This window comes from Streptomyces sp. NPDC059696, from assembly GCF_042733745.1.
Taxonomy (GTDB): domain Bacteria; phylum Actinomycetota; class Actinomycetes; order Streptomycetales; family Streptomycetaceae; genus Streptomyces.
Genome location: NZ_JBHWFG010000003.1, coordinates 267,016 through 291,962 on the forward strand (window position 1 = coordinate 267,016; position 24,947 = coordinate 291,962).

A 24,947-nucleotide genomic window follows, 5' to 3' on the forward strand; every position below is an offset into this window, starting at 1 on the left:
CCGCACGGCGGTCCACGAACGTCCGGGGAGGTCGGCGAAACGACCATGCACGTCACGCATCTGTCGCTGGCCGACTTCCGCTCCTACCCCCGGGTCGAGGTCCCGCTCGACCCCGGGGTGACGGCCTTCGTCGGACCGAACGGGCAGGGCAAGACCAACCTGGTCGAGGCCGTCGGCTATCTCGCCACCCTCGGCAGCCACCGGGTCTCCTCCGACGCCCCCCTGGTCCGCATGGGCGCCGAGCGCGCGATCATCCGGGCCCAGGTCCGGCAGGGGGAACGGCAGCAGCTGGTCGAGCTGGAGCTGAACCCGGGTCGCGCCAACCGGGCGCGCATCAACAGGTCCTCGCAGGTCAGACCGCGTGACGTGCTGGGAATCGTCCGGACCGTGCTGTTCGCGCCGGAGGATCTCGCGCTGGTCAAGGGCGATCCCGGCGAGCGGCGGCGTTTCCTCGACGAGCTGATCACCGCGCGCTCTCCGCGGATGGCCGGGGTCCGCTCCGACTACGACCGGGTCCTCAAGCAGCGCAACACGCTGCTGAAGTCGGCGGCGCTGGCCCGTCGGCACGGTGGTCGCACCATGGACATGTCCACGTTGGACGTGTGGGACCAGCATCTCGCGCGCGCGGGCGCCGAGTTGCTGGCCCAGCGGCTTGATCTGATCGCCGCGCTCCAGCCGCTGGCGGACAAGGCCTATGAGCAGCTCGCGCCCGGCGGCGGGCCGATCGCGCTGGAGTACAGGCCGTCCGCGCCGGGTGAGGCGCACACCCGCGAGGATCTCTTCGAGCAGCTGATGGCGGCGCTCGCGGAGGCCCGCAAGCAGGAGATCGAGCGCGGTGTCACCCTGATCGGCCCGCACCGGGACGACCTGCAGCTGAAGCTCGGCCAGCTGCCGGCCAAGGGCTACGCCTCCCACGGCGAGTCCTGGTCCTACGCGCTGGCGCTGCGCCTGGCCTCGTACGACCTGCTCAGGGCGGAGGGCAACGAGCCGGTGCTGGTGCTCGACGACGTCTTCGCCGAGCTGGACACCCGTCGCCGTGAGCGCCTGGCCGAGCTGGTCGCGCCGGGCGAGCAGGTCCTGGTGACGGCCGCGGTCGACGACGACGTACCGCATGTGCTGTCCGGGACGCGGTTCGCCGTGTCCGAGGGCACGGTGGAGCGGGTATGACGGAGAACACATCCGGCGACGTCCCTCAGTCCTCCGAGCCCGCTGACCTCGCGGCCGGAGGTCCGAAGCAGCCCGAGCCGTCCGGTGTCGACCTCGCGCGCGTGGCGTTGCGTGCGGCCAAGGAGGCGGCACGCGCGCGGGGGGACGCGGCGCAGCAGAAGAAGCAGGCGCGCCGCGGAGGTCTGCGCTCCGGAGCGCGAGCCGACGGGCGCGACCCCATGGCGCTCGGATCCGCGATCAACCGGCTGCTCACCGAACGCGGCTGGGAGGCGCCGGCCGCGGTGGGCGGTGTGATGGGCCGCTGGCCGCAGATCGTCGGCGAGGACGTGGCCAAGCACTGCGTGCCGGAGAAGTACGACGAGGACGAGCGCGTCCTGACGGTGCGCTGCGACTCCACGGCCTGGGCGACGAATCTGCGGCTGCTGGCGCCCACGCTGGTCGCGCGGCTGAACGAGGACCTGGGCCACGGCCGGGTGACGCTGATCAAGGTGCAGGGGCCCGGTGGCCCCGCTCGCCGCTACGGCCCGCTGCGTGCTCCCGGCAGCACCGGTCCGGGCGACACCTACGGCTGATCGGGACCGGTTTTCCCGCCCGTCGACAGCACGTGACTGACATCACATCAAGGGCTTCCGGCGCCTCTCTCGGAGTGCCGGGGGCCCTCTTCTCGTGCGCCCGCACACGGTTGCGAATCGCGACCTGACTCCGAAGTAGCCAAGGGTTGACGGCCGGAAGCGCTGAGTGCCTCCGTGAGCCTCTTGGAGCCCCCTTCCGCATATCGGGAGTCGGACAAGACCCGTCGAGGGCGGCACATGCGGACTCAGGTACCGGCAAACCCCCATCAGTGTCAGTGCTACCGGTAGACTGGAAGCAATCCCGCCCCACTCGCTGGGGACCGTCCGGGAAAAGCTGAGCAACGCTGATCAAGGCTTACCAACGCAACATGCCGCAGCCGCTCCGGCAACCCGCCGACGAGCCTGGCTCGTGCTGTGCCAGAAAGGGCGCTTCGTGGCCGATTCCGGCAACCCCAACGAGAACATCCCGTCCACCGACGAAGGCGTGAGCAGCGAGGCGATCACCTCCAGCAGCGAGGTCACCGCCTCGTACGACGCCAGTGCCATCACCGTCCTCGAGGGTCTGGACGCGGTCCGCAAGCGACCCGGCATGTACATCGGCTCGACCGGTGAGCGCGGCCTGCACCACCTCGTGTACGAGGTCGTCGACAACTCCGTCGACGAGGCGCTGGCCGGGCACGCGGACACGATCGAGGTGACGATCCTCCCCGACGGCGGCGTCCGCGTCGTCGACAACGGCCGTGGCATCCCGGTGGGCATCGTCCCGTCCGAGGGCAAGCCGGCCGTCGAGGTCGTGCTGACCGTGCTGCACGCGGGCGGCAAGTTCGGCGGCGGCGGCTACGCGGTCTCCGGCGGTCTGCACGGCGTCGGCGTCTCGGTGGTGAACGCCCTGTCCAGCAAGGTCTCCGTCGAGGTGAAGACCGACGGCCACCGCTGGACGCAGGACTACAAGATGGGCGTCCCCACGGCGCCGCTCGCCCAGCACGAGGCCACCGAGGAGACCGGCACCTCGGTCACCTTCTGGGCCGACGGCGACATCTTCGAGACCACCGACTACTCCTTCGAGACGCTCTCGCGGCGCTTCCAGGAGATGGCGTTCCTCAACAAGGGCCTCACGATCAAGCTCACGGACGAGCGCGAGTCGGCGAAGGCCACGTCGGGGGCGGACGAGGCGGGTGCGGACGAGACCGCCGAGGTCAAGACGGTCACGTACCACTACGAGGGCGGCATCGTCGACTTCGTGAAGTACCTCAACTCCCGCAAGGGCGAGGCGGTGCACCCCACCGTCATCGACCTGGAGGCCGAGGACAAGGACAGGCAGCTGTCCCTCGAGGTCGCCATGCAGTGGAACGGCGGCTACACCGAGGGTGTGTACTCCTTCGCCAACATCATCCACACCCACGAGGGCGGTACGCACGAAGAGGGCTTCCGGGCCGCGCTGACCTCGCTGATCAACAAGTACGCGCGCGACAAGAAGCTGCTCCGCGACAAGGACGACAACCTCACCGGTGACGACATCCGCGAGGGTCTGACCGCGATCATCTCGGTCAAGCTGAGCGAGCCGCAGTTCGAGGGCCAGACGAAGACCAAGCTGGGCAACACCGAGGCCAAGACCTTCGTGCAGCGGGTCGTCTACGAGCACCTCGCGGACTGGCTGGACCGGAACCCCAACGAGGCCGCGGACATCATCCGCAAGGGCATCGCGGCGGCCACCGCGCGCGTGGCGGCCCGCAAGGCCCGTGACCTCACGCGCCGCAAGGGCCTGCTGGAGACGGCGTCCCTGCCGGGCAAGCTCTCGGACTGCCAGTCGAACGACCCCGAGAAGTGCGAGATCTTCATCGTCGAGGGCGACTCCGCCGGCGGTTCGGCCAAGTCCGGCCGCAACCCGCAGTACCAGGCGATCCTCCCGATCCGCGGCAAGATCCTCAACGTCGAGAAGGCGCGCATCGACCGCATCCTGCAGAACCAGGAGATCCAGGCGATGATCTCCGCGTTCGGCACGGGCGTGCACGAGGACTTCGACATCGAGAAGCTCCGCTATCACAAGATCATCCTGATGGCGGACGCCGACGTCGACGGCCAGCACATCAACACCCTGCTGCTGACCTTCCTGTTCCGCTTCATGCGGCCCCTGGTCGAGGCCGGGCACGTGTACCTCTCGCGTCCCCCGCTCTACAAGATCAAGTGGGGCAAGGACGACTTCGAGTACGCGTACTCCGACCGTGAGCGCGACGCCCTGATCGAGATGGGGCGCAACGCCGGCAAGCGCATCCGCGAGGACTCCGTCCAGCGGTTCAAGGGTCTCGGCGAGATGAACGCCGAGGAGCTGCGCATCACGACCATGGACCAGGAGCACCGCGTCCTCGGCCAGGTCACCCTCGACGACGCCGCCCAGGCCGACGACCTGTTCTCGGTCCTCATGGGCGAGGACGTCGAGGCCCGCCGCGCGTTCATCCAGCGCAACGCCAAGGACGTCCGCTTCCTCGACATCTGAGTCGGTCTCAGCTGACCGCACCAGGAAGGACCTTCACCAGCAATGACCGACGAGAACACTCCCGTGACGACGCCCGAGGGTGACGCCCTGGCCATGCGTGTCGAGCCCGTCGGGCTCGAGACGGAGATGCAGCGCTCGTACCTCGACTACGCGATGTCCGTCATCGTCTCGCGTGCGCTGCCCGACGTCCGCGACGGCCTCAAGCCCGTCCACCGCCGAGTGCTGTACGCCATGTACGACGGCGGCTACCGCCCCGAGCGCGGCTTCTACAAGTGCGCCCGCGTCGTCGGCGACGTCATGGGCAACTACCACCCGCACGGCGACTCCTCCATCTACGACGCGCTGGTCCGCCTCGCGCAGCCGTGGTCGATGCGCATGCCGCTCGTCGACTCCAACGGCAACTTCGGCTCCCCGGGCAACGACCCGGCCGCGGCCATGCGGTACACCGAGTGCAAGATGGCGCCGCTGTCGATGGAGATGGTCCGCGACATCGACGAGGAGACCGTCGACTTCACGGACAACTACGACGGCCGCTCCCAGGAGCCGACCGTCCTGCCGGCCCGCTTCCCGAACCTGCTGATCAACGGCTCGGCCGGTATCGCGGTCGGCATGGCGACCAACATCCCGCCGCACAACCTGCGCGAGGTCGCCGCCGGTGCCCAGTGGTACCTGGAGAACCCCGAGGCCTCCCACGAGGAGCTGCTGGACGCGCTGATCGAGCGCATCAAGGGCCCGGACTTCCCGACCGGCGCGCTCGTCGTCGGCCGCCGGGGCATCGAGGAGGCGTACCGCACCGGCCGCGGCTCCATCACCATGCGCGCGGTCGTCGAGGTCGAGGAGATCCAGAACCGCCAGTGCCTGGTGGTCACGGAGCTTCCGTACCAGGTCAACCCGGACAACCTCGCGCAGAAGATCGCCGACCTGGTGAAGGACGGCAAGATCGGCGGCATCGCGGACGTCCGCGACGAGACCTCCTCGCGCACCGGCCAGCGCCTGGTCATCGTGCTGAAGCGGGACGCGGTCGCCAAGGTCGTGCTGAACAACCTCTACAAGCACACCGACCTGCAGACGAACTTCGGCGCCAACATGCTGGCGCTGGTGGACGGCGTGCCGCGCACGCTCTCGCTGGACGCGTTCATCCGCCACTGGGTGACCCACCAGATCGAGGTCATCGTCCGCCGTACGCGCTTCAGGCTGCGCAAGGCCGAGGAGCGGGCGCACATCCTGCGCGGTCTGCTGAAGGCCCTGGACGCCATCGACGAGGTCATCGCGCTGATCCGGCGCAGTGAGACCGTCGAGATCGCCCGCGGCGGCCTGATGGACCTGCTGACGATCGACGAGATCCAGGCCAACGCCATCCTCGAGATGCAGCTGCGCCGACTGGCCGCCCTGGAGCGCCAGAAGATCGTCCAGGAGCACGACGAGCTCCAGGCGAAGATCAGCGAGTACAACGAGATCCTGGCCTCCCCGGTCCGCCAGCGCGGCATCGTCAGCGCCGAGCTGGCCGCGATCGTCGAGAAGTACGGCGACGACCGCAAGACGACGCTGATCCCCTACGAGGGCGACATGTCCATCGAGGACCTGATCGCCGAGGAGGACATCGTCGTCACGGTCACCCGGGGCGGCTACATCAAGCGCACCAAGACCGACGACTACCGCGCCCAGAAGCGCGGCGGCAAGGGCGTGCGCGGCACGAAGCTCAAGGAAGACGACATCGTCGACCACTTCTTCGTGTCCACCACGCACCACTGGCTGCTGTTCTTCACCAACAAGGGCCGTGTCTACCGTGTGAAGGGCTACGAGCTGCCCGACGCCGGCCGGGACGCGCGCGGTCAGCACGTGGCGAACCTGCTCGCCTTCCAGCCGGACGAGTCGATCGCCGAGATCCTGGCGATCCGCGACTACGAGGCGGTTCCCTACCTCGTGCTCGCCACCAAGGCCGGACTGGTGAAGAAGACGCCTCTGAAGGATTACGATTCGCCTCGTTCCGGCGGTGTGATCGCGATCAACCTCCGCGCGATGGAAGACGGTTCCGATGACGAACTGATCGGTGCCGAACTCGTTTCGTCGGATGACGATCTGCTTCTGATCAGCAAGAAGGCGCAGTCGATCAGGTTCACCGCCTCGGACGACACCCTGCGGCCCATGGGCCGTGCCACCTCGGGCGTCAAGGGCATGAGCTTCCGCGAAGGCGACGAGCTGCTCTCGATGAATGTTGTTCGACCCGGTACGTTCGTGTTCACTGCCACAGACGGCGGGTACGCGAAGCGGACCGCCGTCGACGAGTACCGCGTCCAGGGTCGCGGCGGTCTCGGCATCAAGGCCGCCAAGATCGTGGAAGACCGTGGATCCCTCGTCGGCGCGCTGGTGGTCGAGGAGACCGACGAGATCCTCGCCATCACGCTGTCGGGCGGTGTGATTCGTACGCGAGTCAACGAGATCAGGGAAACCGGCCGTGACACCATGGGCGTCCAACTGATCAATCTGGGCAAGCGCGATGCCGTCGTGGGCATCGCTCGCAACGCCGAGGCGGGGCGCGAGGCGGAGGAGGTCGACGGCGATGTGGTCGTCGACGAGACCGCCGAGAACGCCGCGACCAGCGGCACGGACGAGGGTGAGGCGCCCTCGGCCGAGTAGGCACGAGGAGTGAGTCAGCGTGAGCGGAGCCACGGGCGCCGGACCGGCCGGTACCTCAAGGGGTACAGGGGACGACGGCGGCCGTGGCTCCGCCGCGCGTGCGGCGGACCCGCACACGACCAACCTGAAGGCGATCAAGTCCCCGACCAAGGACGAGCCGTCGCCTGACGCGCACGAATCACAGGGGGGAACTGTGACGGACACCCGAGGTCCGCAGACGCAGCAGGCCACATCCGGTGCGGGGGCGTCCACCTCCGGAAAGCGGCCGCAGCCGGCCACGCAGGAACCGGCCACGGCCTCCCCCCTGCCCGGCGAACGCCCCTCACAGCAGCAGGCCGGCCCGTACCACCCGCCGCAGGCCTACCCGGCGCAGCAGCAGGCGGCGGCCGGCGCCGATGCGGGCGCGGGTGCCGTACGGCGTCCGCGCACGGGAGCGAGCACCATGCCCCGCGTGCGCAAGGCGCGGCTGCGCGTGGCGAAGGCCGACCCGTGGTCGGTGATGAAGGTCAGCTTCCTGCTCTCCATCGCCCTGGGCATCTGCACGATCGTCGCGGCCGCCGTGCTGTGGATGGTCATGGACGCGATGGGCGTCTTCTCGACGGTCGGCGGCACGATCTCCGAGGCCACCGGCTCGAACGAGTCCAACGGCTTCGACCTGCAGGCTTTCCTCTCGCTGCCCAACGTGCTGATGTTCACGTCGGTCATCGCGGTCATCGACGTGGTCCTGGCGACCGCCCTCGCGACGCTCGGCGCGTTCATCTACAACCTGTCCGCGGGCTTCGTCGGCGGGGTGGAGCTGACGCTCGCCGAGGACGAGTGACGTCACCTTCGTCGCTGTCCTGAAGAAGCCGCCCGACGATGCGCTGACAACCGATTTTGGGACTGCCCATGTCGTGCGCTAATCTTCAGGAGTCAGCGCGCGGGACACACACCGCAGAGCGCGGCGGGGCTATAGCTCAGTTGGTTAGAGCGCATCCCTGATAAGGATGAGGCCACAGGTTCAAATCCTGTTAGCCCCACCAGCGAGAAGACCCCCGAACCATCGGTTCGGGGGTCTTTTGACACCAACGGCAGACACCAACAGCCGGGGCCGCGTCAGGTGGCGTGCAGGGGGCACCGTTCGCCGGCTGCCAGGTGAATGTCTCCCTGCCAGACGTAGAAGCCTCCGTCCAACCAGCCAGTGCCTCGCAGGCGCAGTCGGCGCAGTCGGCGGGGTTGAGGGAGAGCTGCAGGCTCACGGTGTAGTGGGCTCCTTCAGGCACCTCGCTGGGGCGGTGGGAGCCGAGGGAACCGGAGCAGGGCAGCTACTTTCCAGGGGCTCTGGCATCGATCACGGCGACCCTGGCCGACCGGAGCGGAAGGTGAACAAATGACCTCCTCCGAGCTTGAGGGCATCCTCGATGGCGGCTGGATCATCGACACGAACCTGAGGCCCATGTGTGAATCGGTCGCAGAGTTCGCGGGATACGAGTTCAGTGATGCGGAGTGGCAAGCTGTCGAAACGGCTCTGCCCGCAACGGACGTCGAACAGGACACCTGGTACGACTATCCGATGTCGGGCCAGCTGCCCCTCACGCTGCTCGTCGCAGCCGACCCAGGGTCGTCCGAGGTCTTCATCAGAGTCGCAGGCGTTACCGATGAGCGCACCAGAGCACAGATCGAGGCGGCGCTGCACATCTTCGCGACGTGGGAACTGGCCCGGCAGCCTCGCTAGGCCGTGGTCTGGCACGGATCAGGCCGACGCTCCAGGGGCCCCATGGCCGACCTGAACGGATGAGGCCACAGGTTCAAATCTTGTCTGGAGCAGGACATGCGTAAGCCCGGCCGCTCCGCGGAGCTGCCGGGCTTTGTACGCAGTTCGCCGGGACGTTGTGCCTGGGGGTTCAGCGCTGGAGGGGCGTGAGATGGTCCGCCTCGGGGTCGGGGTCCTCGTCGGTGCAGTCGGTGCCGGGGGAGGTCGCCGTGTCCGCGGGTGAGCGGTGCCGGCAGCGGGGGGTCTTGCCGTGGGCCTCGGCGCGGATGCGCTGCTTCATCGTGGGGGGCAGGGCCCTGGGGGAGGACCAGGGGGACATCACCGGTGCCGCCGTCCGCTGCTGCGGGATGCTCGCGCCGTTGCTGTTGCTCTTCTGCTCGGTCTGCGGTACGGCCGCGGCGGCGGTCGTGGTGACCAGTCCGAGCGCCGTGCACAGCGCGAGGAAGGCGGTGACGATGGTGGTCCACAGCTTCATGACCTTGTTCCGGGCCATGGCCCCTCACTTTCGGGTTGGGCGATTTGCGTACTTTCCTCATGATGTGTATGGGGGTCGAGAAGTGGTGGATCTCCGCCCGTGGCGCGTCGATGTTCCGATGAACACCACCCGGATGGGCGCAAACGAGGTGAAAAGCTGAGGAGAGCGCCGAAGAGAGGCCAAAGTAACCGTCCGTCGAGGTGTGATCACCCTCAGATCGGAGCGGTGTGCTCCGCTTCTATCCCGGCTCCCGGGACGGGAGTTGAGGGGCGACGCAGGTCACCGATCGGTATCGGCCGGTGTGTATAGTCGGGCGCCAGAGGTCCCCTACGTCAAGGAAAGACGAGGTCGCGCGGTGAAGAAGCTTCTCCTGGTCGCACTGGCCGCCATCGGCGGGCTCCTCGTGTACCGCCAGATCCAGGCGGATCGCGCCGAGCAGGATCTGTGGACGGAGGCGACTGACTCCGTGCCCACGGGTTCGTGAGTCACGACAACTCAGACCGAGCACACCCCGGCCGCCTCGCGGTCGGGGTTTTGTGTGCCGAGGGCCGGTCGTGAACGCGGTGCACGCGGCAGGATGGGCCACGGCTGCACGGCTGCACGGCTGCACGGCTGCACGGCTGTCCGGCTGTGCGGCTTGCGGTCCGGCGAGGGTGAGGGGTGGCGCGTGAGGGGACGGTGTCGTACGGCGTGGATACGGCACGCGGGGGCGTGGCGTGGCCGACCGGCCGTGACAGTGGCTGTCCGCGCCGGCGCCGCGGCGCTGGTCCTGGGGGCGACCACGGCGGCGATTCCGACGACAGCGGCAGCGCTTCCGACCACGGCGGCCGCGGATGCGGGAAAGGCCTCCGCCGTCGGGATGCGGGCCTCCGGTACGCCCGGCCCCTACGCCTTCGCCGACGGGGCCCGGCGCATCGAGGGAGCCGGAAGCACCGGGGACGCCGCCCTCCTGAAGCCCGGTGAGGCCTACAAGAGCTCCCTGCCGGGCCGCGGCAGGGTCAACTACCGCCTCGACCTCGACGCCACCTCCAACGCCTACGTCTCCGTCACCGCCGTCCCCTCCCCCGACACCACCGTCTCCGTCATCGACGGGGTCAAGGTGACCGTGCAGGACGCCCAGGGCAACACCTGCTCCGTCGACCAGACCAAGAGCTTCGGTACCGCCCGAAGCCCCCACCCCGTCACCACGTGGGGCATGCGCGAGATCTCGCCCGACCGGCCGCTGTGCCGCAAGGCCGGTGCCTACTACGTGTCCGTCGAGCGCGTCGACCCCGAGGGCGACGGCTCCGAACCCGACGCCTGGGACCTGGAACTGTTCGCCACGACGGAACCGCGGACGGCGAAGACAGGGCCGACCGGCGCACCCGAGGTGTGGAACTCCGCCACGCCCCAGCCGCTCCAGGGCGAGCCCGAGCACCGCCAGGGCGGCGCGGGATTCAGCGGAGCGACCCCCCTCGACCAGGGCGTCTGGCGGGACGACATCCGGCCCGGCCAGACCCTCTTCTACACGGTGCCGGTCGACTGGGGACAGCAGATCTCCGTCACCGCCGACCTCGGCAGCACGGACTCCGGCCGCACCGGCTACGCGTCCGACGCGCTGGACCTGGCCCTCTACAACCCCGCGCGCGGTGACGTCGCCGACATGGCCGTGGGCTACGACGGCGACCAGACGTCCGGAAGCCTGCCTCCCCTGCCGCCGGTCGACCACGCCAACCGCTACTCCGCCACCGCCCAGGTGAGCGCGATGCGCTTCGCCGGCTCCTACTACCTGGCCGCCCACCTCGCCCGCGGCGTCACCGACACCTTCGGGAACGGGCCGTTCAAGATGACGCTGCGCGTGGCGGTGAGCGGGGAGCCGCAGGGAGGGCCCGAGTACGCGGGGGAGCCCGTGCCGAGCGGTGTCTTCGGAGTCTCCGAGCAGGACCGGGAGGCGGCCGCGCAGGGCGTGGCCGCGGGCGGCGACACCGCCATGAGGGCGCTCGCCGTGGGCGGCATCGGAACCGGCAGCGCCCTGCTCGTGGGGCTCGGCGTGTGGACCCTCATGGCCCGGCGCAGGAGTGCCGCGTAGGGGACGCGTCAGGGACGCTCAGATGCGGGACAGTGCCCAGAAACCCACGGCGTAGCAGGCCAGCGCGAGGAGCAGCAGAGGCACCGCCACCCTGGCCGGAGGGCCTGGACGTGAGGGCCGCTGGGCACGGTGCCGTGACGGGGCCGGGCCGCTCGGCGGGGCCGTCGGCGTCCGGGCGGTGTACGAGGCCGTGGAGGCCTCCGCACGGTACTGCTCCGCGAGAGGCACCGGCGGGCCGGAGTACACCGGCGGGAGCGGCTGGGCGGGGGACAGCCGGTGGGTGGTGTCGTAGGGGGAGACGGGCGCCTGCACGTGCGGGGCGTGGACCGGGACGGGGCGGCCCTGCCCGGCCGCGGGGGACGAGGTGACGGTGGGCTGCGGCGGCGGCAGCGGGAAGCTGCCGGTGTCCGACATGGAGGACGGCTGCGACGGGTCGGCGGTGTGCCGGGGATCGGACGGCACCTGTGCGTGGTCCCGGTCGGGCTCGGAAACGTGCCGCCCGCCCGGCTCCGGCGCCTCACCCCCGGCCCGCCGGTGCGAGGACCGCTCCCCGCCCGTCTCCGAGGAGTCGGACGGCTCCTCCCTCGGCCCCAGCCCCTTCGCTCGCTCCAGGGGGCCCTCGGGGGCGAACCCCCTTGGCAGCGGCCCCAGTTGGTCGAAGATCTCGATCAGCTCGTCGTCCGGTCCCGGTTCCGGAAGCAGCTCCGCGGCGGCGGCGAGCGCCTTGCGCGCACCCGTGGCCGTACGGAACCGCGCCTCCGGATCCGGCTGGAGCAGCGAGGCCACCACCTGCCACAGCGGCTCCGCAATGCCCTGGGGCGCACGGGGCGTCCCGTGCTCGGCGAAGTACTGGATGAGCGCCTTGCTGTCCGGTTTGGCGCCCTCGAGCAGATACAGCGCGACCAGCCCCACGGCGAACAGGTCGGCGGGGAAGTCCGGTTCGGCCCCCATCATCTGCTCGGGCGCAAGGTAACCGGGCGTCCCCACCACCAGGTTGGTCTCCGTCAGACGAGGTTCGCCCAGCCGCATCGCGATGCCGAAGTCGGACAGCCGCAACCGCGGCCGGCCCGTGCCCGTGGCCTCCAGCAGCACATTGGCCGGCTTCACGTCCCGATGGACGACACCCTCCGCATGCACCGCGGCCAGGCCCGCCAGCAGCTGATCGAGCAGCGTGCAGACGAAGGCCGGCGGGAGCGGGCCGTAGTCCCCCACGAGATGGACGAGCGAACCGCCCGCGACCAGATCCATGGTGAACAGGACCTTGTCGTCGTCGGCGGCCCAACTGGTCGGGGCGAGCACATGCGGGTGATCGATCCGCAGGGCCTGTTCCCGCACGAAGCGCAGCAGCGAGTGCGCGTCACTCTGGAGCAGGACCTTGGCGGCCACATAGCGGCGGCGACGGTGATCCCACGCGCGCCAGACGGCACCGACCCCTCCGCGTCCGATCGGGTCGACCAGTTCGTACCGGCCGGCGAAGACCTCACCCATGGCTGTACGTCGCTCCTCCCCCTGCGGCTTCCCCCCTTGCTTCCCCCTCGGCGAGCGCTACGACTCCCCGACGGACGAAAACGGCTCCCCCGAAACCCCCGAATCCCCCGAACCCTGGCTCCCCCTCGACCCCACAGGTCTCCCGAACCCCTGAGATCCCGGACACCCCGCACCCCCTGAGATTCCGGGCTCCCCCGAACCCGGCTCCCCCGATGAGTGAGACGCCCCCCGCGCGTCGTCCCCCTCGCGTCGACCGGTCCCCCGTACGGGACACGCCCCCTCGTGCCCGCCCGTACCGTGACGCATCCCCCGTCACCTCACCCGAGCCCGCTGCCGAACCCCCTTCGGCGACCGGGCGGCGGGATCAGTTCTGGTGGGACTGGTAGTGCGTGACGGCGTCCGAAGTGCGGCCGGCGCCGTAGACCCGGAGGAACTCTGCCAGCTCCGGATGGCTCGGCGCGAGGGTGTCGGCCGCGTCGATGATGTCGCCCGCCGCCGCGACCGACCGCAGCAGCGACTGGATCTCACGCACCACGCGCTTGACCGTGGGCGCCCCCGAACTGCTCGTCGTCTGCGTGGTGTTGCTCAGCACCGAGCCCCCCTGCGACTTCTTGATCTCCTCCATGCGCTCGGTGGCCTCGGCCGCACTCACGCTGCCGTCCGCCACCTGCCCCGCCAAGTCCTGCAGCAGCTGCACCCGCTGCACCACGGCCGGGTTACCGATCTTCGCCCGCTGACCACTCATCAGCTGCGACAACATCGGTGCGGACAGTCCCAGAACCCCCGCGAGACGAGCCTGGTTGAGACCAAGATCGTCGATGAGCCTACGGAAGAGCGCCCCCAGTGGCTCCCCGTACCAGTTCCGCTGCAGTTCCCGCGCTCTTGCGGTCGCTTCCTGCTGTGCGGCGTCCATTGCGTCTCCCCATCGCTTCCCCATGTACGGCGGTTCGCGGTAGCGAACCACGCCGAGCATCTTACGGAGAGTGGTCGGCGACGGGGACCCCCAATCTTTTTGCGGAACCACGGGGGAGACCCGGTACTCTGGTCTCCGACGCCCGCCGGGATGCGGTTTCTCCGGTCGGACGTCCCCTTCCGGGGCCTTAGCTCAGTTGGTAGAGCGCTGTCTTTGCATGGCAGATGTCAGGGGTTCGACTCCCCTAGGCTCCACTCCGGACATGCCCCCCGAACTGCGGAAACGCAATCTCGGGGGGCATGTCGCATGCCGGAGCGGGTGACCGGGGGACGCCTGTTTCACGTGAAACAACCCGGCGGGGCGGAAGACCCTCAAGTCTTCCGCCCCGCCGGGCTGTTCGGTCAGGCGCCCTCAGGAACCGTCGTCGCGCCGGGCGGCCTCGTCCTCGGCCTGCTTGGCCTCGACCTCCGGATCCAGGACCGACGTGCCGGTACCGTCCACGGACGACAGACGCCCCGACTCGGGCACCTCCGTCGCGGCCGGCGGCTCCACCAGCCAGTCCGGATTGGCCTGCTTGTCCCACCACTTCCACGCGGCGAAAGCACCCCCGGCGACCGCGCCCAGGATCACCAGCGTCTTCATGGCCTTACCGGCCCGGGCCCGCCGCTCATGCTTGCGGACCAACTTCTGGATCTCCTTGGGCGTGACCTGTCCACGCAACGCGGACAACGCGGCCACACTCCGGGCCGCGGCCTCGGTCGTGACAGGCACGGCCGCAGCCACTGCCTGCTCGATCCTCGGACGCGAGTACTCCGCTGCCTGGCGAGCGGCCCTGCGGGTGCGCTCGGCAGCCTCCTGGGCGGCCTGGTCGACCTTCGGCGGCACATGCGTGCGGGCCTGCTCCAGATACGGCTGCACATGCGTGCCGTACTGGACGCGCGCCTGCCCTGCGGCCTGCGTCACCTTGGGCGCTAGCCGTACGCGTGCCTCGTGTGCGTAGTGCGCGGCCCTGTCCTTGGCCGTGTCGGCGTAGGGCGCCACCACTTCCGCGGCGTGCAGCACGCTGTCCTTCGCCGAACCAGTCGCGGCGCGCACGCTGTCGATGCGGGTCACGGGTTCCTCCTCCTCGGTGGCGTACGGTATTTCGACTTTCCACCCTTTTACGGATCATGCCTCCCGGCACACGACCAGGCATGCGCGGAAGGGCATCCGGGTCACGGGAACCGGCATCCAAACGCCGATCACGTGCAATAGCGGATGAATAAGGGACAACAGGAGCTTGTCGACGACAATGCCACGGATCGCCGCCGAGCGCCCCCGCCCCGGGACTACTCGACTGGTTTTTGCGTACACCCGTCGAGGGTTTCCCCCCGCTGCCACGAGGCCGGGCGACGCGAAGGCCCGTCCGTGCGAGGATCGGGGAGTCACGGAAAGACAACGGAAGGCAGATCGTGGCCGAGCAGCTCTACGCCACCCTGAAGACCAATCACGGCGACATCGAAGTCCGGCTCCTGCCGAACCACGCGCCCAAGACGGTCAAGAACTTCGTCGAGCTCGCCCAGGGCGAGCGAGAGTGGACCCACCCCGAGACGGGCCAGAAGTCCACCGACAAGCTCTACGACGGCACGGTCTTCCACCGGGTGATCAGTGGCTTCATGATCCAGGGCGGTGACCCGCTGGGCAACGGCACCGGCGGCCCCGGCTACCAGTTCGAGGACGAGTTCCACCCGGACCTGCGCTTCGACAAGCCCTACCTGCTCGCCATGGCCAACGCCGGCCCCGGCACCAACGGCTCGCAGTTCTTCATCACCGTCTCCCCGACGGCGTGGCTGAACCGCAAGCACACCATCTTCGGCGAGGTCACCGACGCGGCCAGCCAGAAGATCGTGGACACCATCGCCACCACCCAGACCAACCCGCGCACCGACCGCCCGCTCAACGACGTGATCATCGAGTCGGTCGTCATCGAGACCCGCTGAACGCGACCGCCTCCGCGGGAAACCCCGGGACGGCCCCACAGGCCGCCACGCACAGGTGCCCGCAGGGAACCAATCGCCCCGCTCATCCGTAAGGATGAGCGGGGCGGGCTTTTCTCACACGACCTAGGGGAGACCATGGACGACCAGGCTGCGGGCAGCCCGCAGGACGCCCACAGCGTCCCCATGTGCTACCGCCACCCGGACCGCGAAACGGGCATCCGCTGCACCCGCTGCGAGCGCCCCATCTGCCCCGAATGCATGGTCAACGCCTCCGTCGGCTTCCAGTGCCCCGAATGCGTCCGCACCGGCTCCGGAACCGGCCACTCGCCCTCCGCCGCCATGCCCCGGACCATCGCGGGCGGCTCCGTCGCCGCCGACCCCCGGCTGCTGACCAAGATCCTCATCGGTATCAACCTGGCCGTCTTCATCGCCGTCCAGATCCACCAGTCGCTGCTGAACGACATCGTCCTCCTCGGCGCCTGGCCCCCCGCCCCCTTCACACCCACCCAGGGCGTGGCCGGAGGCGAGTGGTACCGCATGATCACCTCGATGTTCACGCACCAAGAGGTGTGGCACATCGCGTTCAACATGCTCAGCCTCTGGTGGCTCGGCGGCCCCCTGGAAGAAGCCCTCGGCCGCGCCCGCTACCTCGCCCTCTACTTCATCTCCGGCCTCGCCGGCAGCGCCCTGGCCTACCTGCTGGCCTCCCCGACCACGGCGACCCTGGGCGCCTCCGGCGCGATCTTCGGCCTCTTCGGCGCGACAGCCGTGCTGCTGCGCCGGCTCAACTACGACATGCGGCCGATCATCGCGCTGCTGGTGATCAACCTGATCTTCACCTTCAGCCCCGGCTTCAACATCTCCTGGCAGGCCCACATCGGCGGTCTGGTCGCCGGAGTCGTCGTCGGATACGCCATGGTCCACGCCCCGCGCGAGCGCCGCGCACTGGTCCAGTACGGCACCTGCGCGCTGGTCCTCGGCGTCGTCGTGCTCATGACCGTACTGAGGACGGCGCAGCTCGTCTGACCAGGCGTTGTCCACAGCGGGTGTCGGATCTTGTGCATACGGTGCGGGAACACATGTGCCCCCTGTCACCGACCTGCTTTTCCGCAGGTCAGACAGGGGGCGAACAGGTTTTCGAGTGCCGGTACTTCCGTCATACCGGCGTCAACGTCCAACGGGTTATCCACAGATCGTCTTCATTATCCCCATGTGGAAAACCGCTGTGGATAACTCAGCGAACACCCGTGGGCAGAGCTGCGTTCACCGTCCGGTGACCGCTACTTCCACTGGGTCGAGACACCGAATCCGGCGGCGATGAAACCGAATCCCACGACGATGTTCCAGTTGCCCAGCGAGTCGATGGGCAGCGATCCGTCGGTGACGTAGAAGACGACGATCCAGGCCAGGCCGATGAGGAACATGGCCAGCATGACGGGCGCGACCCAGGCACGGTTGGTCAGCTTGATCGCTGTCGTCTGCTTGGCAGGCGGCGGCGTGTAGTCGGCCTTCTTGCGGATACGTGACTTCGGCACGAGGGTCTCTCCTGTCGATGCGCTGCGTGGCCGCGCAGGTAACTGGGTCGGTCTCGGGGCAGCGTAAGGGGACTCCGATTGCTCCCCCGGGCGTCCGTTAGCGTAGTGCTTCCGCCGCGCCGAAGGAGATAAGGGTACGTTGAGCAATTCTGCCGACTCCCCCGGGACGGGATCCACCCCTGAGCGCGCGCGCCGTTTCCGGCCCGTGCGCATCCTCACGGCGGCCGTGTTCGCTCTCGCGGGGCTGATCTTCTTCACCAGCTTCAACACCGCCAAGGGCACCAACATCCGTACGGACACCTCGCTGCTGAAGCTGTCGGACCTCATCCACGAGCGCAGCCGTGAGAACGGGCAGCTGGACGAGACCAACGGCACCCTGCGCCAGGAGATAGAGGCCCTCGCCGAGCGGGACGACGGCAGTACCAAGGCGGAGGACGACAAGCTGAGTGCGCTGGAGAAGCGGGCGGGCACCCAGAAGCTCAAGGGCGAGTCGCTCACGGTGACGCTGAACGACGCTCCGCCGGACGCGACCGCGAAGCTGCCGGGCTACCCCGAGCCGCAGCCGGACTACCTGGTCATCCACCAGCAGGACCTCCAGGCGGTGGTGAACGCGCTGTGGCAGGGCGGGGCCAAGGGCATCAAGGTCATGGACCAGCGGCTGATCTCGACCAGCGCGGTGCGCTGTGTGGGAAACACGCTGATCCTTCAGGGGCGTGTGTACTCGCCGCCGTACAAGATCACGGCGGTCGGTGATCCGGAGCGGCTGAAGAACGCGCTCGCGGCCTCTGCGGCGATCCAGAACTACATGGTCTACGTCAACGTCTACGGGCTCGGCTGGAAAGTCGAGGAGAACGGCCCGGTGACTCTGCCGGGCTACTCGGGCACAGTGGATCTGCACTACGCGAAGCCCGTGGAGTAGCGGCCAGGCCGGGGGAGCTGCCGGTGCGCGTGATCGTCAGGACCGTCAGCGAACTGTGCGTCACCGTGGGCAGTGTGATCGTGTTGTTCGTGGTGTACGTGCTGTTCTGGACCGGTGTGCGGGCCGACGGCGTCATGGACGACCAGATCGAGCTGCTCCGCAGGGAGTGGTCGAAGCCCCGTCCGCCGGCCGGTGCCTCCCCGGTGGGGCCGGTGAAGCCCGCGCCCTACGCCAAGGGCAGGCCTTTCGCGATCATGTACATCCCGCGGCTCGGTTTCACGTGGAACAAGCCGGTGCTGGAGGGCACCGCCACCGGCACCTTGAAGAAGGGGCTGGGGCATTACGCGGGGACCGCTCAGCTCGGGCAGAGGGGGAACTTCGCGGTCGCCGGCCACCGCCGTACCTACGGCGACCCCTTCAAGGACTTTCCCGAGCTCAGGCGGGGTGACGCGGTGGTGCTGACGGACGGCACGACCTGGTTCACGTATCGGATCGACAAAGGCCCGTACAAAACAGTGCCCTCGGACATCGAGGTGATCGACCCTGTCCCACGTACATCCGGGTACACGCGTGCGGGCCGGTACCTGACGCTGACCACGTGTGAACCGGAATGGGGACACAGTCATCGGCTGATCGTCTGGGCGCACCTGGACTCCACCCGGCCCGTGGAGGCCGGGAAACCAGAGGCGCTGCGCCGTTAGTCTGGTGGCTGTACGGCGTGGGTCTGGTGCCGTGGTACGACGGAAGGGACGGCATGTACGGCTGGATCTGGCGGCATCTGCCGGGGAACGCATGGGTGAAGGCAGTGATCTCACTCGTCCTGGTCGTGGCCGTGGTCTACGTGCTCTTCCAGTACGTCTTCCCGTGGGCGGAACCGCTGCTGCCCTTCAACGATGTGACGGTGGACAACCAGTGAGCGCGCGCATTCTCGTCGTCGACAACTACGACAGCTTCGTCTTCAACCTGGTTCAGTACCTGTACCAGCTGGGCGCCGAGTGCGAGGTCCTGCGCAATGACGAGGTGTCGACGGCGCATGCCCAGGACGGTTTCGACGGGGTGCTGCTCTCTCCCGGGCCGGGTACGCCGGAGCAGGCCGGGGTGTGTGTGGACATGGTCCGCCACTGTGCGGGCACCGGCGTGCCGGTCTTCGGTGTCTGCCTCGGCATGCAGTCGATGCAGGTGGCGTACGGCGGTGTGGTGGATCGGGCGCCGGAGCTGCTGCACGGCAAGACCTCGCTGGTCGAGCATGGCGGGGGCGGTGTCTTCGCGGGGCTGCCTTCGCCGTTCACGGCGACGCGTTATCACTCCCTGGCCGCCGAGCCGGCGACGGTCCCGGACGAGCTGGAGGTCACGGCCCGCACGCACGACGGCATCGTGATGGGTCTGAGGCACCGCGAACTTCCGGTCGAGGGCGTGCAGTTCCATCCCGAGTCGGTGCTGACCGAGCACGGGCACCGGATGCTGGCCAACTGGCTGGTGGAGTGCGGCGATCAGGGTGCTGTGGCGAGGTCGGCCGGGCTCGCCCCGGTGGTGGGCAGGGCCACGGCGTGACCGCGCTGCGCCCCGAGCGCGAGTCCGACACCTCGTACGGGCAGCAGTCGTACGGGGCGCGGGGTGCGTTCGAGGAGTGGTCGGGCGGGGATTCGTACGGGGTGACCCCGCACTCGCAGCCGCAGCAGCAGCCGTACGCGTCGTACGAATCCGTGCCGGACGAGACGTATCTGCCGCCCGCCGACGAGGAGACGGTGGCACTGCGGATGCCGGATCCCCCGCTGGAGGCCGGTGCGTCCACGACGGGCTCTGCGGCGTCCTCTGCCGCCCGGCGGGGCGGGCCCGCCCCGGGTGGGCGTGCGGCCCGCAGAAAGGCCGCCAAGCGCCGTCATGGGCGCCATGGCGGAGGGTCGGAGATGTCGGACGCCTCTTCTTCCCGCTCCGGCGGTGGGGGCCGGGGAGGGGCGCCGCTCTCGCGCGTGGAGGCGCGGCGGCGGGCGCGGGCGCGCAAGCCGGGGGTGGCGGTCGTCGCGAGCCGGGCCATAGGCGAGGTGTTCATCACCACGGGCGTGCTGATGCTGCTGTTCGTCACCTATCAGTTGTGGTGGACGAACGTGCGGGCGCACGCCCAGGCCGGCAAGGAGGCGAGCAGCCTCCAGAACGACTGGGCGAGCGGCAGGCGGAATCCGGGGGCTTTCGAACCGGGGCAGGGTTTCGCCATCCTGCACATTCCGAAGCTGGATGTGGTGGTCCCGATCGCCGAGGGGACCAGCAGCAAGGGTGTGCTGGACCGGGGCATGGTCGGCCATTATGCCGAGGGTGCGCTGAAGACGGCGATGCCCGGTGACAAGAGTGGCAACTTCGGGCTGGCGGGGCATCGCAACACCCATGGAGAGCCGTTCCGGTACATCAACAAGCTCGCTCCGGGTGATCCGATCGTCGTGGAGACGCAGGACGAGTACTTCGTCTACAAGATGGCGTCGATCCTGCCGGTGACGTCGCCGAGCAACACGAGCGTGCTGAATCCGGTGCCCAGGGGGTCGGGGTTCACCAAGCCGGGCCGTTACATCACGCTGACCACGTGCACGCCGGAGTTCACCAGTAAGTACCGGATGATCGTCTGGGGCAAGATGGTCGAGGAACGGCCGCGCAGCAAGGGCAAGCCGGATGCGCTCGTCAGTTAAGGGCAGATGACCAGTGGCAGCGACCACCGACACGGATCACGAAGAGCACACCGGCAGGGGGTCCCGGCCGTCCGCGGCACGGCGCCGTGTCGGGCCGGTCGCGATGGCGGTCAGCTTCTTCGGGGAACTCCTCATCACCGCGGGCTTGGTCCTCGGTCTGTTCGTCGTCTATTCGCTGTGGTGGACGAACGTGGTCGCCGACCGTGCGGCGGGCCGGCAGGCGGACAAGGTCCGTGAGGGCTGGGCGCACGGCCGGGGTGGTCCGGGTGCGCTGGACACCAAGAACGGCATCGGTTTCCTGCATGTGCCGTCGATGCGGAACGACGAGGTCCTGGTCGAGAAGGGGACGTCGAACAAGATCCTGAACGACGGTGTGGCCGGGTACTACACGGACCCGGTCAAGGCGACGCTGCCGATGTCGGGGAAGAACGGGAACTTCTCCCTCGCCGCTCACCGGGACGGTCACGGTGCGAAGTTCCACAACATCGACAAGATCGACAAGGGTGACCCGATCGTCTTCGAGACGAAGGACAAGTGGTACGTCTACAAGGTCTACGGCATCCTTCCCGAGACGTCGAAGTTCAACGTCGAGGTCCTTTCCAAGGTCCCGAAGGAGTCGGGCCGCAAGAAGCCGGGCCGCTACATCACGCTGACGACCTGCACGCCGGTGTACACGAGCACGTACCGGTACGTGGTGTGGGGTGAGCTGGAGCGCGTGGAGAAGGTGGACGCGGACCGGACACCGCCGAAGGAACTGCGCTGACCGCCTTCTCTGTGAGGGGTGGGCCGCTAGCATGAGTGAGGCCCGAAGCCGCAACTATCTCTTGCGACTTCGGGCCTTTCGGTTGCCGGTGGCCGCTATTGCAGGACGCCCAGGGCCGCCCCGGCGCTCCATTCCTCGACCAGCCCGCGGTGGACGGCGGTGATGCCGCTCTCGGCCGCGATGTTGAGGGCGTCGCGGGTGAAGGGGCACGTCGCCACGAACAGGGCGATGTCGGAGTGGTGCAGGACCTTGGCGGCGCCGAGGAACTTCTGGACTTCGGGGCTGGTGATGGAGATGTGGGGCGCGAACCTCTTGCATTGGACGACGATGCGCCGCCCGTCGGCCGTGAACGCGGTGATGTCGATGCCCCGGTCCCTTCCGCCGCCTTGCACGACGACGTCGGTGCAGCCGTCGCGGCGGAGCAGCTGGGCGACGTGTTCTTCGAACTCGCGCCCGTTCATGGCGTCCATGGCGGCCATGACTCCGGCGAGGGGGCGGTCCTGCCGGGGGGCTTCCAGCCGCTGCAGCCGGGCGTGGTGCTGGCGGAGCCGCTTCTCGATGCGCTGGACGCCTGTCCGGAGGGCGATGAGCTCTCGTCGGTGTTCGCTCGATGTGGCGATCAGGGCGTTGAACAGGGGGACGACGGTTGTCCCCAGGACGTGGGTGATGCGCTGGTCGATGCGGGCGTCGAGAGCGGCGGCGTCCAGTGGAGTGGGGTTGTCCACAGGCTGTGTGCGGGCCAGGTACTCCGTGTCGAGGAGATACACACGCACCTGACGTGCGACGTCGCTGTCCCGGAGCAGCATGGCGATGTTGAGGACGGCGCGCCGGGGGAAGAGGGCCAGGGAGCGGGTGCGGGACTGGATTCCACAGAGGTTCTTGAAGGACCTCAGTTCTTCGCCGGTCAGGAGTCGGTAGCCGCTGGCCTCCAGCTCGGTCCGGTGGTCCTTGATGAGCGACTTGATGGCTTCGAGACCGACGTCGAAGTACGACGCCACCATCGCGGTCGTCACATGCGTCCCGTCCGGCAGGAGCGACAGTGCCTTGACCCGGTCGAGTACCTCGGTGCGGGCGAGCACGCTGCCGCGCAGGGTCGGTGATTCCAGCAAGGCCGTTTCGTTGATCACGTTCTGCCCTTCGGCTCGTGTGGCCGGAGCGGGATTCCGATCCCCACCCCCCTTCGGTGAACGAGTCGGGACATATGAAGACACGATCGACGGACGCACGCTCTTGCGGGTCTGTCGTCGGCCGGGTACGGCAGAGCCCCCGGCCTTTGTGGGGCCGGGGGCTCTGAGGTGTGTCGGTGTGGTGGGTGTGGGGTCAGGTCTTCTTAGTCGCTGCCGTTGAGGCCGCCGAAGATGCCGCCGTTGCCGCCCCCGCCGTTGTCGTTGCCGCCGTTGTTCCCCCCGATGCCGACCGTCTGGAGGGTGATCGTCGTCCCTGCCGGGTCGTCGACCTCCTGGTTCGGTCCCGGGTTCTGGCCGGCGACGAGGGCGTTGTCGCTCTGGTCGCTGCCGCCCGCGAACTGGATGTTGGTGAAGCCGGCCTGGGCGAGGGTCTGCTTGGCCTGGCCGACCGTCTGGCCGACGACCTGCGGGACCTTGACCTTCTGCTGCTGCTTCTTCTTGCCGATCTGGATGTTGACCGAGGAGTTCGGGTCGACCGACGTGCCGGCCTGCGGGGTGGTCTGGATGACCTTGCCGACCTGGTTGTCGTCGTCGGTCTCCACCTCGGTGCAGTTGCCGACCAGGTCGCTGGCCTGCATCTGCTGCTTGGCGGCGTCACAGCTCTGGCCGAGGACGTCCGGGACGGTGGACTTCTCCGCCTCCTTGGCGATGGTGAGGGTGATGGTGGAGCCCTTCTCCACCTCCTCGCCCAATTCCGGGTTCTGCGCGAGGACGGTGCCAGGGTCCTCCGAGGACTCCTTCGTCTTCGTCTCGACCTCGAACTGGTACTTGTCGCCCTCCAGCGTTGCCTTGGCGTCGTTCAGGCTGTCGCCGACGACGCTCGGTACCGCTACCTTCGGCGCTCCGGTCGATACGACCAGGGAGATGGTGTCGCCCTTGTTGACCTGCACCCCGGCCTTCGGGTCCTGGTCGCAGATCTTGCCCTTGGTCTGGTTTTCGCAGGGCTTGTTGGAGAAGCTCAGTTTGAGGTCGGAGTTGGTCGCCAGCTGTTGGGCGCCCTTCTTCGATTCGCCGATGAAGTTGGGTGCCGGGACGGTGTCGTTGTTCACGCCGTCGCCGCTGAATGCCCACCGGCCGATCAGGATCGCTCCGACCAGGACCAGGATGCCGGCCACGACCAGCAGGATCGTGGAGGTGTTGGACTTGCGCTGCTGGCCGCGGCGCCGGTCGGGGCGGTCGTCGTAGCCGTAGCCGCCGTCGTCCGGGTTCATGGGGGGCAGCATGGACGTGGCGCCCGCGCCGGAGTCGGCGCGCAGGGCGGTCGTCGGCTGGTCGTCGGGGTAGCCGCCGTAGCCCGCGGAGCCCATTGCGGCCGTGGCGGCGACCGGCTGGCCGTCGAGGCAGGCTTCGATGTCGGCGCGCATCTCGTCGGCCGACTGGTAGCGGTAGTCGGGGTCCTTGACGAGGGCCTTCAGTACGATCGCGTCCATCTCGGGCGTGATCTCGGGGTCGAAGACGCTCGGGGACTGCGGTTCCTCGCGGACGTGCTGGTAGGCGACGGCCACCGGGGAGTCGCCGACGAAGGGCGGACGGACGGTCAGCAGTTCGTAGAGCAGACAGCCGGTGGAGTACAGGTCGGAGCGGGCGTCGACCTGTTCGCCCTTGGCCTGCTCGGGCGAGAGGTACTGGGCGGTGCCGATGACCGCGGAGGTCTGTGTCATCGTCATGCCGGAGTCGCCCATGGCGCGGGCGATGCCGAAGTCCATGACCTTGACCTGGCCGTTGCGGGTGAGCATGACGTTGGCCGGCTTGATGTCGCGGTGGACGATGCCGGCGCGGTGGGAGTACTCCAGGGCCTGGAGGATGCCGATGGTCATCTCCATGGCGCGCTCCGGCAGCAGCTTGCGGCCGGAGTGCAGCAGTTCACGCAGGGTCGAGCCGTCCACGTACTCCATGACGATGTACGGGATCGACACGTTGTCGATGTAGTCCTCGCCCGTGTCGTAGACCGCGACGATCGCGGGATGGTTGAGCGAGGCGGCCGACTGGGCCTCCCGGCGGAACCGGGCCTGGAAGGAAGGGTCACGCGCGAGATCCGCGCGCAGCGTCTTCACCGCCACGGTGCGGCCGAGGCGGGTGTCATGCGCGAGGTAGACCTCCGCCATGCCACCACGCCCGAGCACCTGGCCCAGTTCGTACCGGCCGCCGAGGCGACGCGGCTCTTCCATAGCTACCTACCAGCCCTCTCCGTCGGTCCCGACCGGCACGCTTGTACGGTCGGAGGCTGCCGTCCGGGCCTACCGTACCCGGCTCGCTTTGTGTGACCTGGCCAAGCCCGTCAGCCGATACAGGACCGGTATCGCAACGTGCACCGATGTGAAG

Annotated in this window: 23 protein-coding genes and 2 tRNA genes; 18 read left to right on the plus strand and 7 right to left on the minus strand. The window is 68.6% G+C overall.

Annotation, left to right across the window (positions count from 1 at the left end; all coding sequences use genetic code 11):
• Positions 1-45 precede the first annotated feature (45 nt).
• From recF to ACFV20_RS05005, 7 genes are all read left to right on the plus strand, one after another.
• Positions 46-1,167, plus strand: coding sequence for a DNA replication/repair protein RecF (recF, locus tag ACFV20_RS04975; RefSeq protein ID WP_385652415.1), 1,122 nt, complete (start codon positions 46-48; stop codon positions 1,165-1,167).
• Positions 1,164-1,739 (plus strand): DUF721 domain-containing protein, encoded by a 576-nt coding sequence (locus ACFV20_RS04980; protein WP_385652417.1) that lies wholly within the window; start codon positions 1,164-1,166, stop codon positions 1,737-1,739. Before recF ends, ACFV20_RS04980 begins: the two co-directional genes overlap by 4 nt.
• A 433-nt stretch (positions 1,740-2,172) precedes the next feature.
• The gene (gene gyrB, locus ACFV20_RS04985) at positions 2,173-4,233 is read left to right on the plus strand and encodes a DNA topoisomerase (ATP-hydrolyzing) subunit B (protein WP_385652419.1); all 2,061 of its coding nucleotides are present in this window, start codon (positions 2,173-2,175) and stop codon (positions 4,231-4,233) included.
• A gap of 42 nt (positions 4,234-4,275) precedes the next feature.
• Positions 4,276-6,870, plus strand: coding sequence for a DNA gyrase subunit A (gyrA, locus tag ACFV20_RS04990; RefSeq protein ID WP_385652421.1), 2,595 nt, complete (start codon positions 4,276-4,278; stop codon positions 6,868-6,870).
• A gap of 19 nt (positions 6,871-6,889) precedes the next feature.
• On the plus strand, positions 6,890-7,690 hold the full coding sequence (locus ACFV20_RS04995; RefSeq protein ID WP_385652423.1) for a DUF3566 domain-containing protein: 801 nt from the start codon (positions 6,890-6,892) through the stop codon (positions 7,688-7,690).
• A gap of 125 nt (positions 7,691-7,815) precedes the next feature.
• A tRNA-Ile gene (locus tag ACFV20_RS05000) sits at positions 7,816-7,892 on the plus strand.
• Positions 7,893-8,239: 347 nt separating this feature from the next.
• Positions 8,240-8,584 carry a hypothetical protein gene (locus tag ACFV20_RS05005; RefSeq protein ID WP_385652425.1) on the plus strand — a complete coding sequence of 115 codons (345 nt, stop codon included), beginning with the start codon at positions 8,240-8,242 and terminating at the stop codon, positions 8,582-8,584.
• Positions 8,585-8,753: 169 nt separating this feature from the next.
• On the opposite strand, the gene ACFV20_RS05010 is transcribed toward ACFV20_RS05005, so the two are convergent.
• A complete protein-coding gene (locus ACFV20_RS05010; RefSeq protein WP_385652427.1) occupies positions 8,754-9,116 on the minus strand; it encodes a DUF6344 domain-containing protein in 363 nt (120 codons plus the stop codon).
• 337 nt (positions 9,117-9,453) lie between these two features.
• Here ACFV20_RS05010 and ACFV20_RS05015 point away from each other — a divergent pair, with 337 nt between their 5' ends.
• Together ACFV20_RS05015 and ACFV20_RS05020 are read left to right on the plus strand one after the other, a co-directional pair.
• Entirely contained in the window at positions 9,454-9,582 is a 129-nt protein-coding gene (locus tag ACFV20_RS05015; RefSeq protein WP_003999697.1) for a DLW-39 family protein, read from the plus strand.
• 252 nt (positions 9,583-9,834) lie between these two features.
• On the plus strand, positions 9,835-11,166 hold the full coding sequence (locus ACFV20_RS05020) for a hypothetical protein (protein ID WP_385652544.1): 1,332 nt from the start codon (positions 9,835-9,837) through the stop codon (positions 11,164-11,166).
• An 18-nt stretch (positions 11,167-11,184) separates the two neighbouring features.
• Here the strand turns inward: ACFV20_RS05020 and ACFV20_RS05025 are convergent, their stop codons facing one another.
• Complete coding sequence (locus ACFV20_RS05025) at positions 11,185-12,654, minus strand: protein kinase (protein WP_385652430.1); 1,470 nt, start codon at positions 12,652-12,654, stop codon at positions 11,185-11,187.
• A 364-nt stretch (positions 12,655-13,018) separates the two neighbouring features.
• Positions 13,019-13,567, minus strand: a complete 549-nt coding sequence (locus tag ACFV20_RS05030; RefSeq protein ID WP_189590515.1) for a DNA-binding protein — start codon at positions 13,565-13,567, stop codon at positions 13,019-13,021.
• A gap of 181 nt (positions 13,568-13,748) precedes the next feature.
• On the opposite strand from ACFV20_RS05030, the gene ACFV20_RS05035 reads away from it, so the two are divergent.
• Positions 13,749-13,821 (plus strand) — tRNA-Ala (locus tag ACFV20_RS05035).
• 157 nt (positions 13,822-13,978) lie between these two features.
• Here ACFV20_RS05035 and ACFV20_RS05040 read toward each other — a convergent pair.
• A complete protein-coding gene (locus ACFV20_RS05040) occupies positions 13,979-14,680 on the minus strand; it encodes a DUF5324 family protein (protein WP_385652432.1) in 702 nt (233 codons plus the stop codon).
• A 338-nt stretch (positions 14,681-15,018) separates the two neighbouring features.
• Between ACFV20_RS05040 and ACFV20_RS05045 the strand changes: the two genes are divergently transcribed.
• Together ACFV20_RS05045 and ACFV20_RS05050 are read left to right on the plus strand one after the other, a co-directional pair.
• A complete protein-coding gene (locus tag ACFV20_RS05045) occupies positions 15,019-15,546 on the plus strand; it encodes a peptidylprolyl isomerase (RefSeq protein WP_385652435.1) in 528 nt (175 codons plus the stop codon).
• Between the two features lie 135 nt (positions 15,547-15,681).
• Positions 15,682-16,572: a rhomboid family intramembrane serine protease gene (locus ACFV20_RS05050; RefSeq protein WP_385652436.1), complete on the plus strand. Its 891-nt coding sequence runs from the start codon at positions 15,682-15,684 to the stop codon at positions 16,570-16,572.
• Positions 16,573-16,826: 254 nt separating this feature from the next.
• On the opposite strand, the gene crgA is transcribed toward ACFV20_RS05050, so the two are convergent.
• Positions 16,827-17,081, minus strand: a complete 255-nt coding sequence (gene crgA / locus ACFV20_RS05055; RefSeq protein ID WP_221755573.1) for a cell division protein CrgA — start codon at positions 17,079-17,081, stop codon at positions 16,827-16,829.
• A gap of 139 nt (positions 17,082-17,220) precedes the next feature.
• Here crgA and ACFV20_RS05060 point away from each other — a divergent pair, with 139 nt between their 5' ends.
• From ACFV20_RS05060 to ACFV20_RS05085, 6 genes are read left to right on the plus strand one after another with little or no spacing between them, the layout of a single operon-like run.
• The gene (locus ACFV20_RS05060) at positions 17,221-18,000 is read left to right on the plus strand and encodes a DUF881 domain-containing protein (RefSeq protein ID WP_385652438.1); all 780 of its coding nucleotides are present in this window, start codon (positions 17,221-17,223) and stop codon (positions 17,998-18,000) included.
• A 23-nt stretch (positions 18,001-18,023) separates the two neighbouring features.
• Positions 18,024-18,701, plus strand: coding sequence for a class E sortase (locus ACFV20_RS05065; RefSeq protein WP_385652441.1), 678 nt, complete (start codon positions 18,024-18,026; stop codon positions 18,699-18,701).
• Positions 18,702-18,718: 17 nt separating this feature from the next.
• Positions 18,719-18,916 carry a hypothetical protein gene (locus ACFV20_RS05070; RefSeq protein WP_385652552.1) on the plus strand — a complete coding sequence of 66 codons (198 nt, stop codon included), beginning with the start codon at positions 18,719-18,721 and terminating at the stop codon, positions 18,914-18,916.
• A complete protein-coding gene (locus tag ACFV20_RS05075) occupies positions 18,913-19,551 on the plus strand; it encodes an aminodeoxychorismate/anthranilate synthase component II (RefSeq protein ID WP_385652443.1) in 639 nt (212 codons plus the stop codon). The genes ACFV20_RS05070 and ACFV20_RS05075 overlap by 4 nt, the downstream gene beginning before the upstream one ends.
• Positions 19,548-20,675 carry a class E sortase gene (locus ACFV20_RS05080; RefSeq protein ID WP_385652445.1) on the plus strand — a complete coding sequence of 376 codons (1,128 nt, stop codon included), beginning with the start codon at positions 19,548-19,550 and terminating at the stop codon, positions 20,673-20,675. Before ACFV20_RS05075 ends, ACFV20_RS05080 begins: the two co-directional genes overlap by 4 nt.
• A gap of 13 nt (positions 20,676-20,688) precedes the next feature.
• Positions 20,689-21,438: a class E sortase gene (locus ACFV20_RS05085; protein ID WP_385652450.1), complete on the plus strand. Its 750-nt coding sequence runs from the start codon at positions 20,689-20,691 to the stop codon at positions 21,436-21,438.
• Positions 21,439-21,533: 95 nt separating this feature from the next.
• Here ACFV20_RS05085 and ACFV20_RS05090 read toward each other — a convergent pair whose 3' ends face one another.
• Positions 21,534-22,565 carry a restriction endonuclease gene (locus tag ACFV20_RS05090; protein ID WP_385652452.1) on the minus strand — a complete coding sequence of 344 codons (1,032 nt, stop codon included), beginning with the start codon at positions 22,563-22,565 and terminating at the stop codon, positions 21,534-21,536.
• Positions 22,566-22,768: 203 nt separating this feature from the next.
• Positions 22,769-24,793 carry a Stk1 family PASTA domain-containing Ser/Thr kinase gene (pknB, locus tag ACFV20_RS05095; protein ID WP_385652454.1) on the minus strand — a complete coding sequence of 675 codons (2,025 nt, stop codon included), beginning with the start codon at positions 24,791-24,793 and terminating at the stop codon, positions 22,769-22,771.
• Between the last annotated feature and the right edge of the window lie 154 nt (positions 24,794-24,947).

Excerpts from the sequence above, each read along its gene's own strand:
- recF (WP_385652415.1), top strand. The coding sequence starts at position 46 with ATGCACGTCACGCATCTGTCGCTGGCCGACTTCCGCTCCTACCCCCGG.
- ACFV20_RS04980 (WP_385652417.1), top strand. The coding sequence starts at position 1,164 with ATGACGGAGAACACATCCGGCGACGTCCCTCAGTCCTCCGAGCCCGCT.
- gyrA (WP_385652421.1), top strand. The coding sequence starts at position 4,276 with ATGACCGACGAGAACACTCCCGTGACGACGCCCGAGGGTGACGCCCTG.
- ACFV20_RS05005 (WP_385652425.1), top strand. The coding sequence starts at position 8,240 with ATGACCTCCTCCGAGCTTGAGGGCATCCTCGATGGCGGCTGGATCATC.
- ACFV20_RS05010 (WP_385652427.1), bottom strand. The coding sequence starts at position 9,116 with ATGGCCCGGAACAAGGTCATGAAGCTGTGGACCACCATCGTCACCGCC.
- ACFV20_RS05025 (WP_385652430.1), bottom strand. The coding sequence starts at position 12,654 with ATGGGTGAGGTCTTCGCCGGCCGGTACGAACTGGTCGACCCGATCGGA.
- ACFV20_RS05030 (WP_189590515.1), bottom strand. The coding sequence starts at position 13,567 with ATGGACGCCGCACAGCAGGAAGCGACCGCAAGAGCGCGGGAACTGCAG.
- ACFV20_RS05050 (WP_385652436.1), top strand. The coding sequence starts at position 15,682 with ATGGACGACCAGGCTGCGGGCAGCCCGCAGGACGCCCACAGCGTCCCC.
- pknB (WP_385652454.1), bottom strand. The coding sequence starts at position 24,793 with ATGGAAGAGCCGCGTCGCCTCGGCGGCCGGTACGAACTGGGCCAGGTG.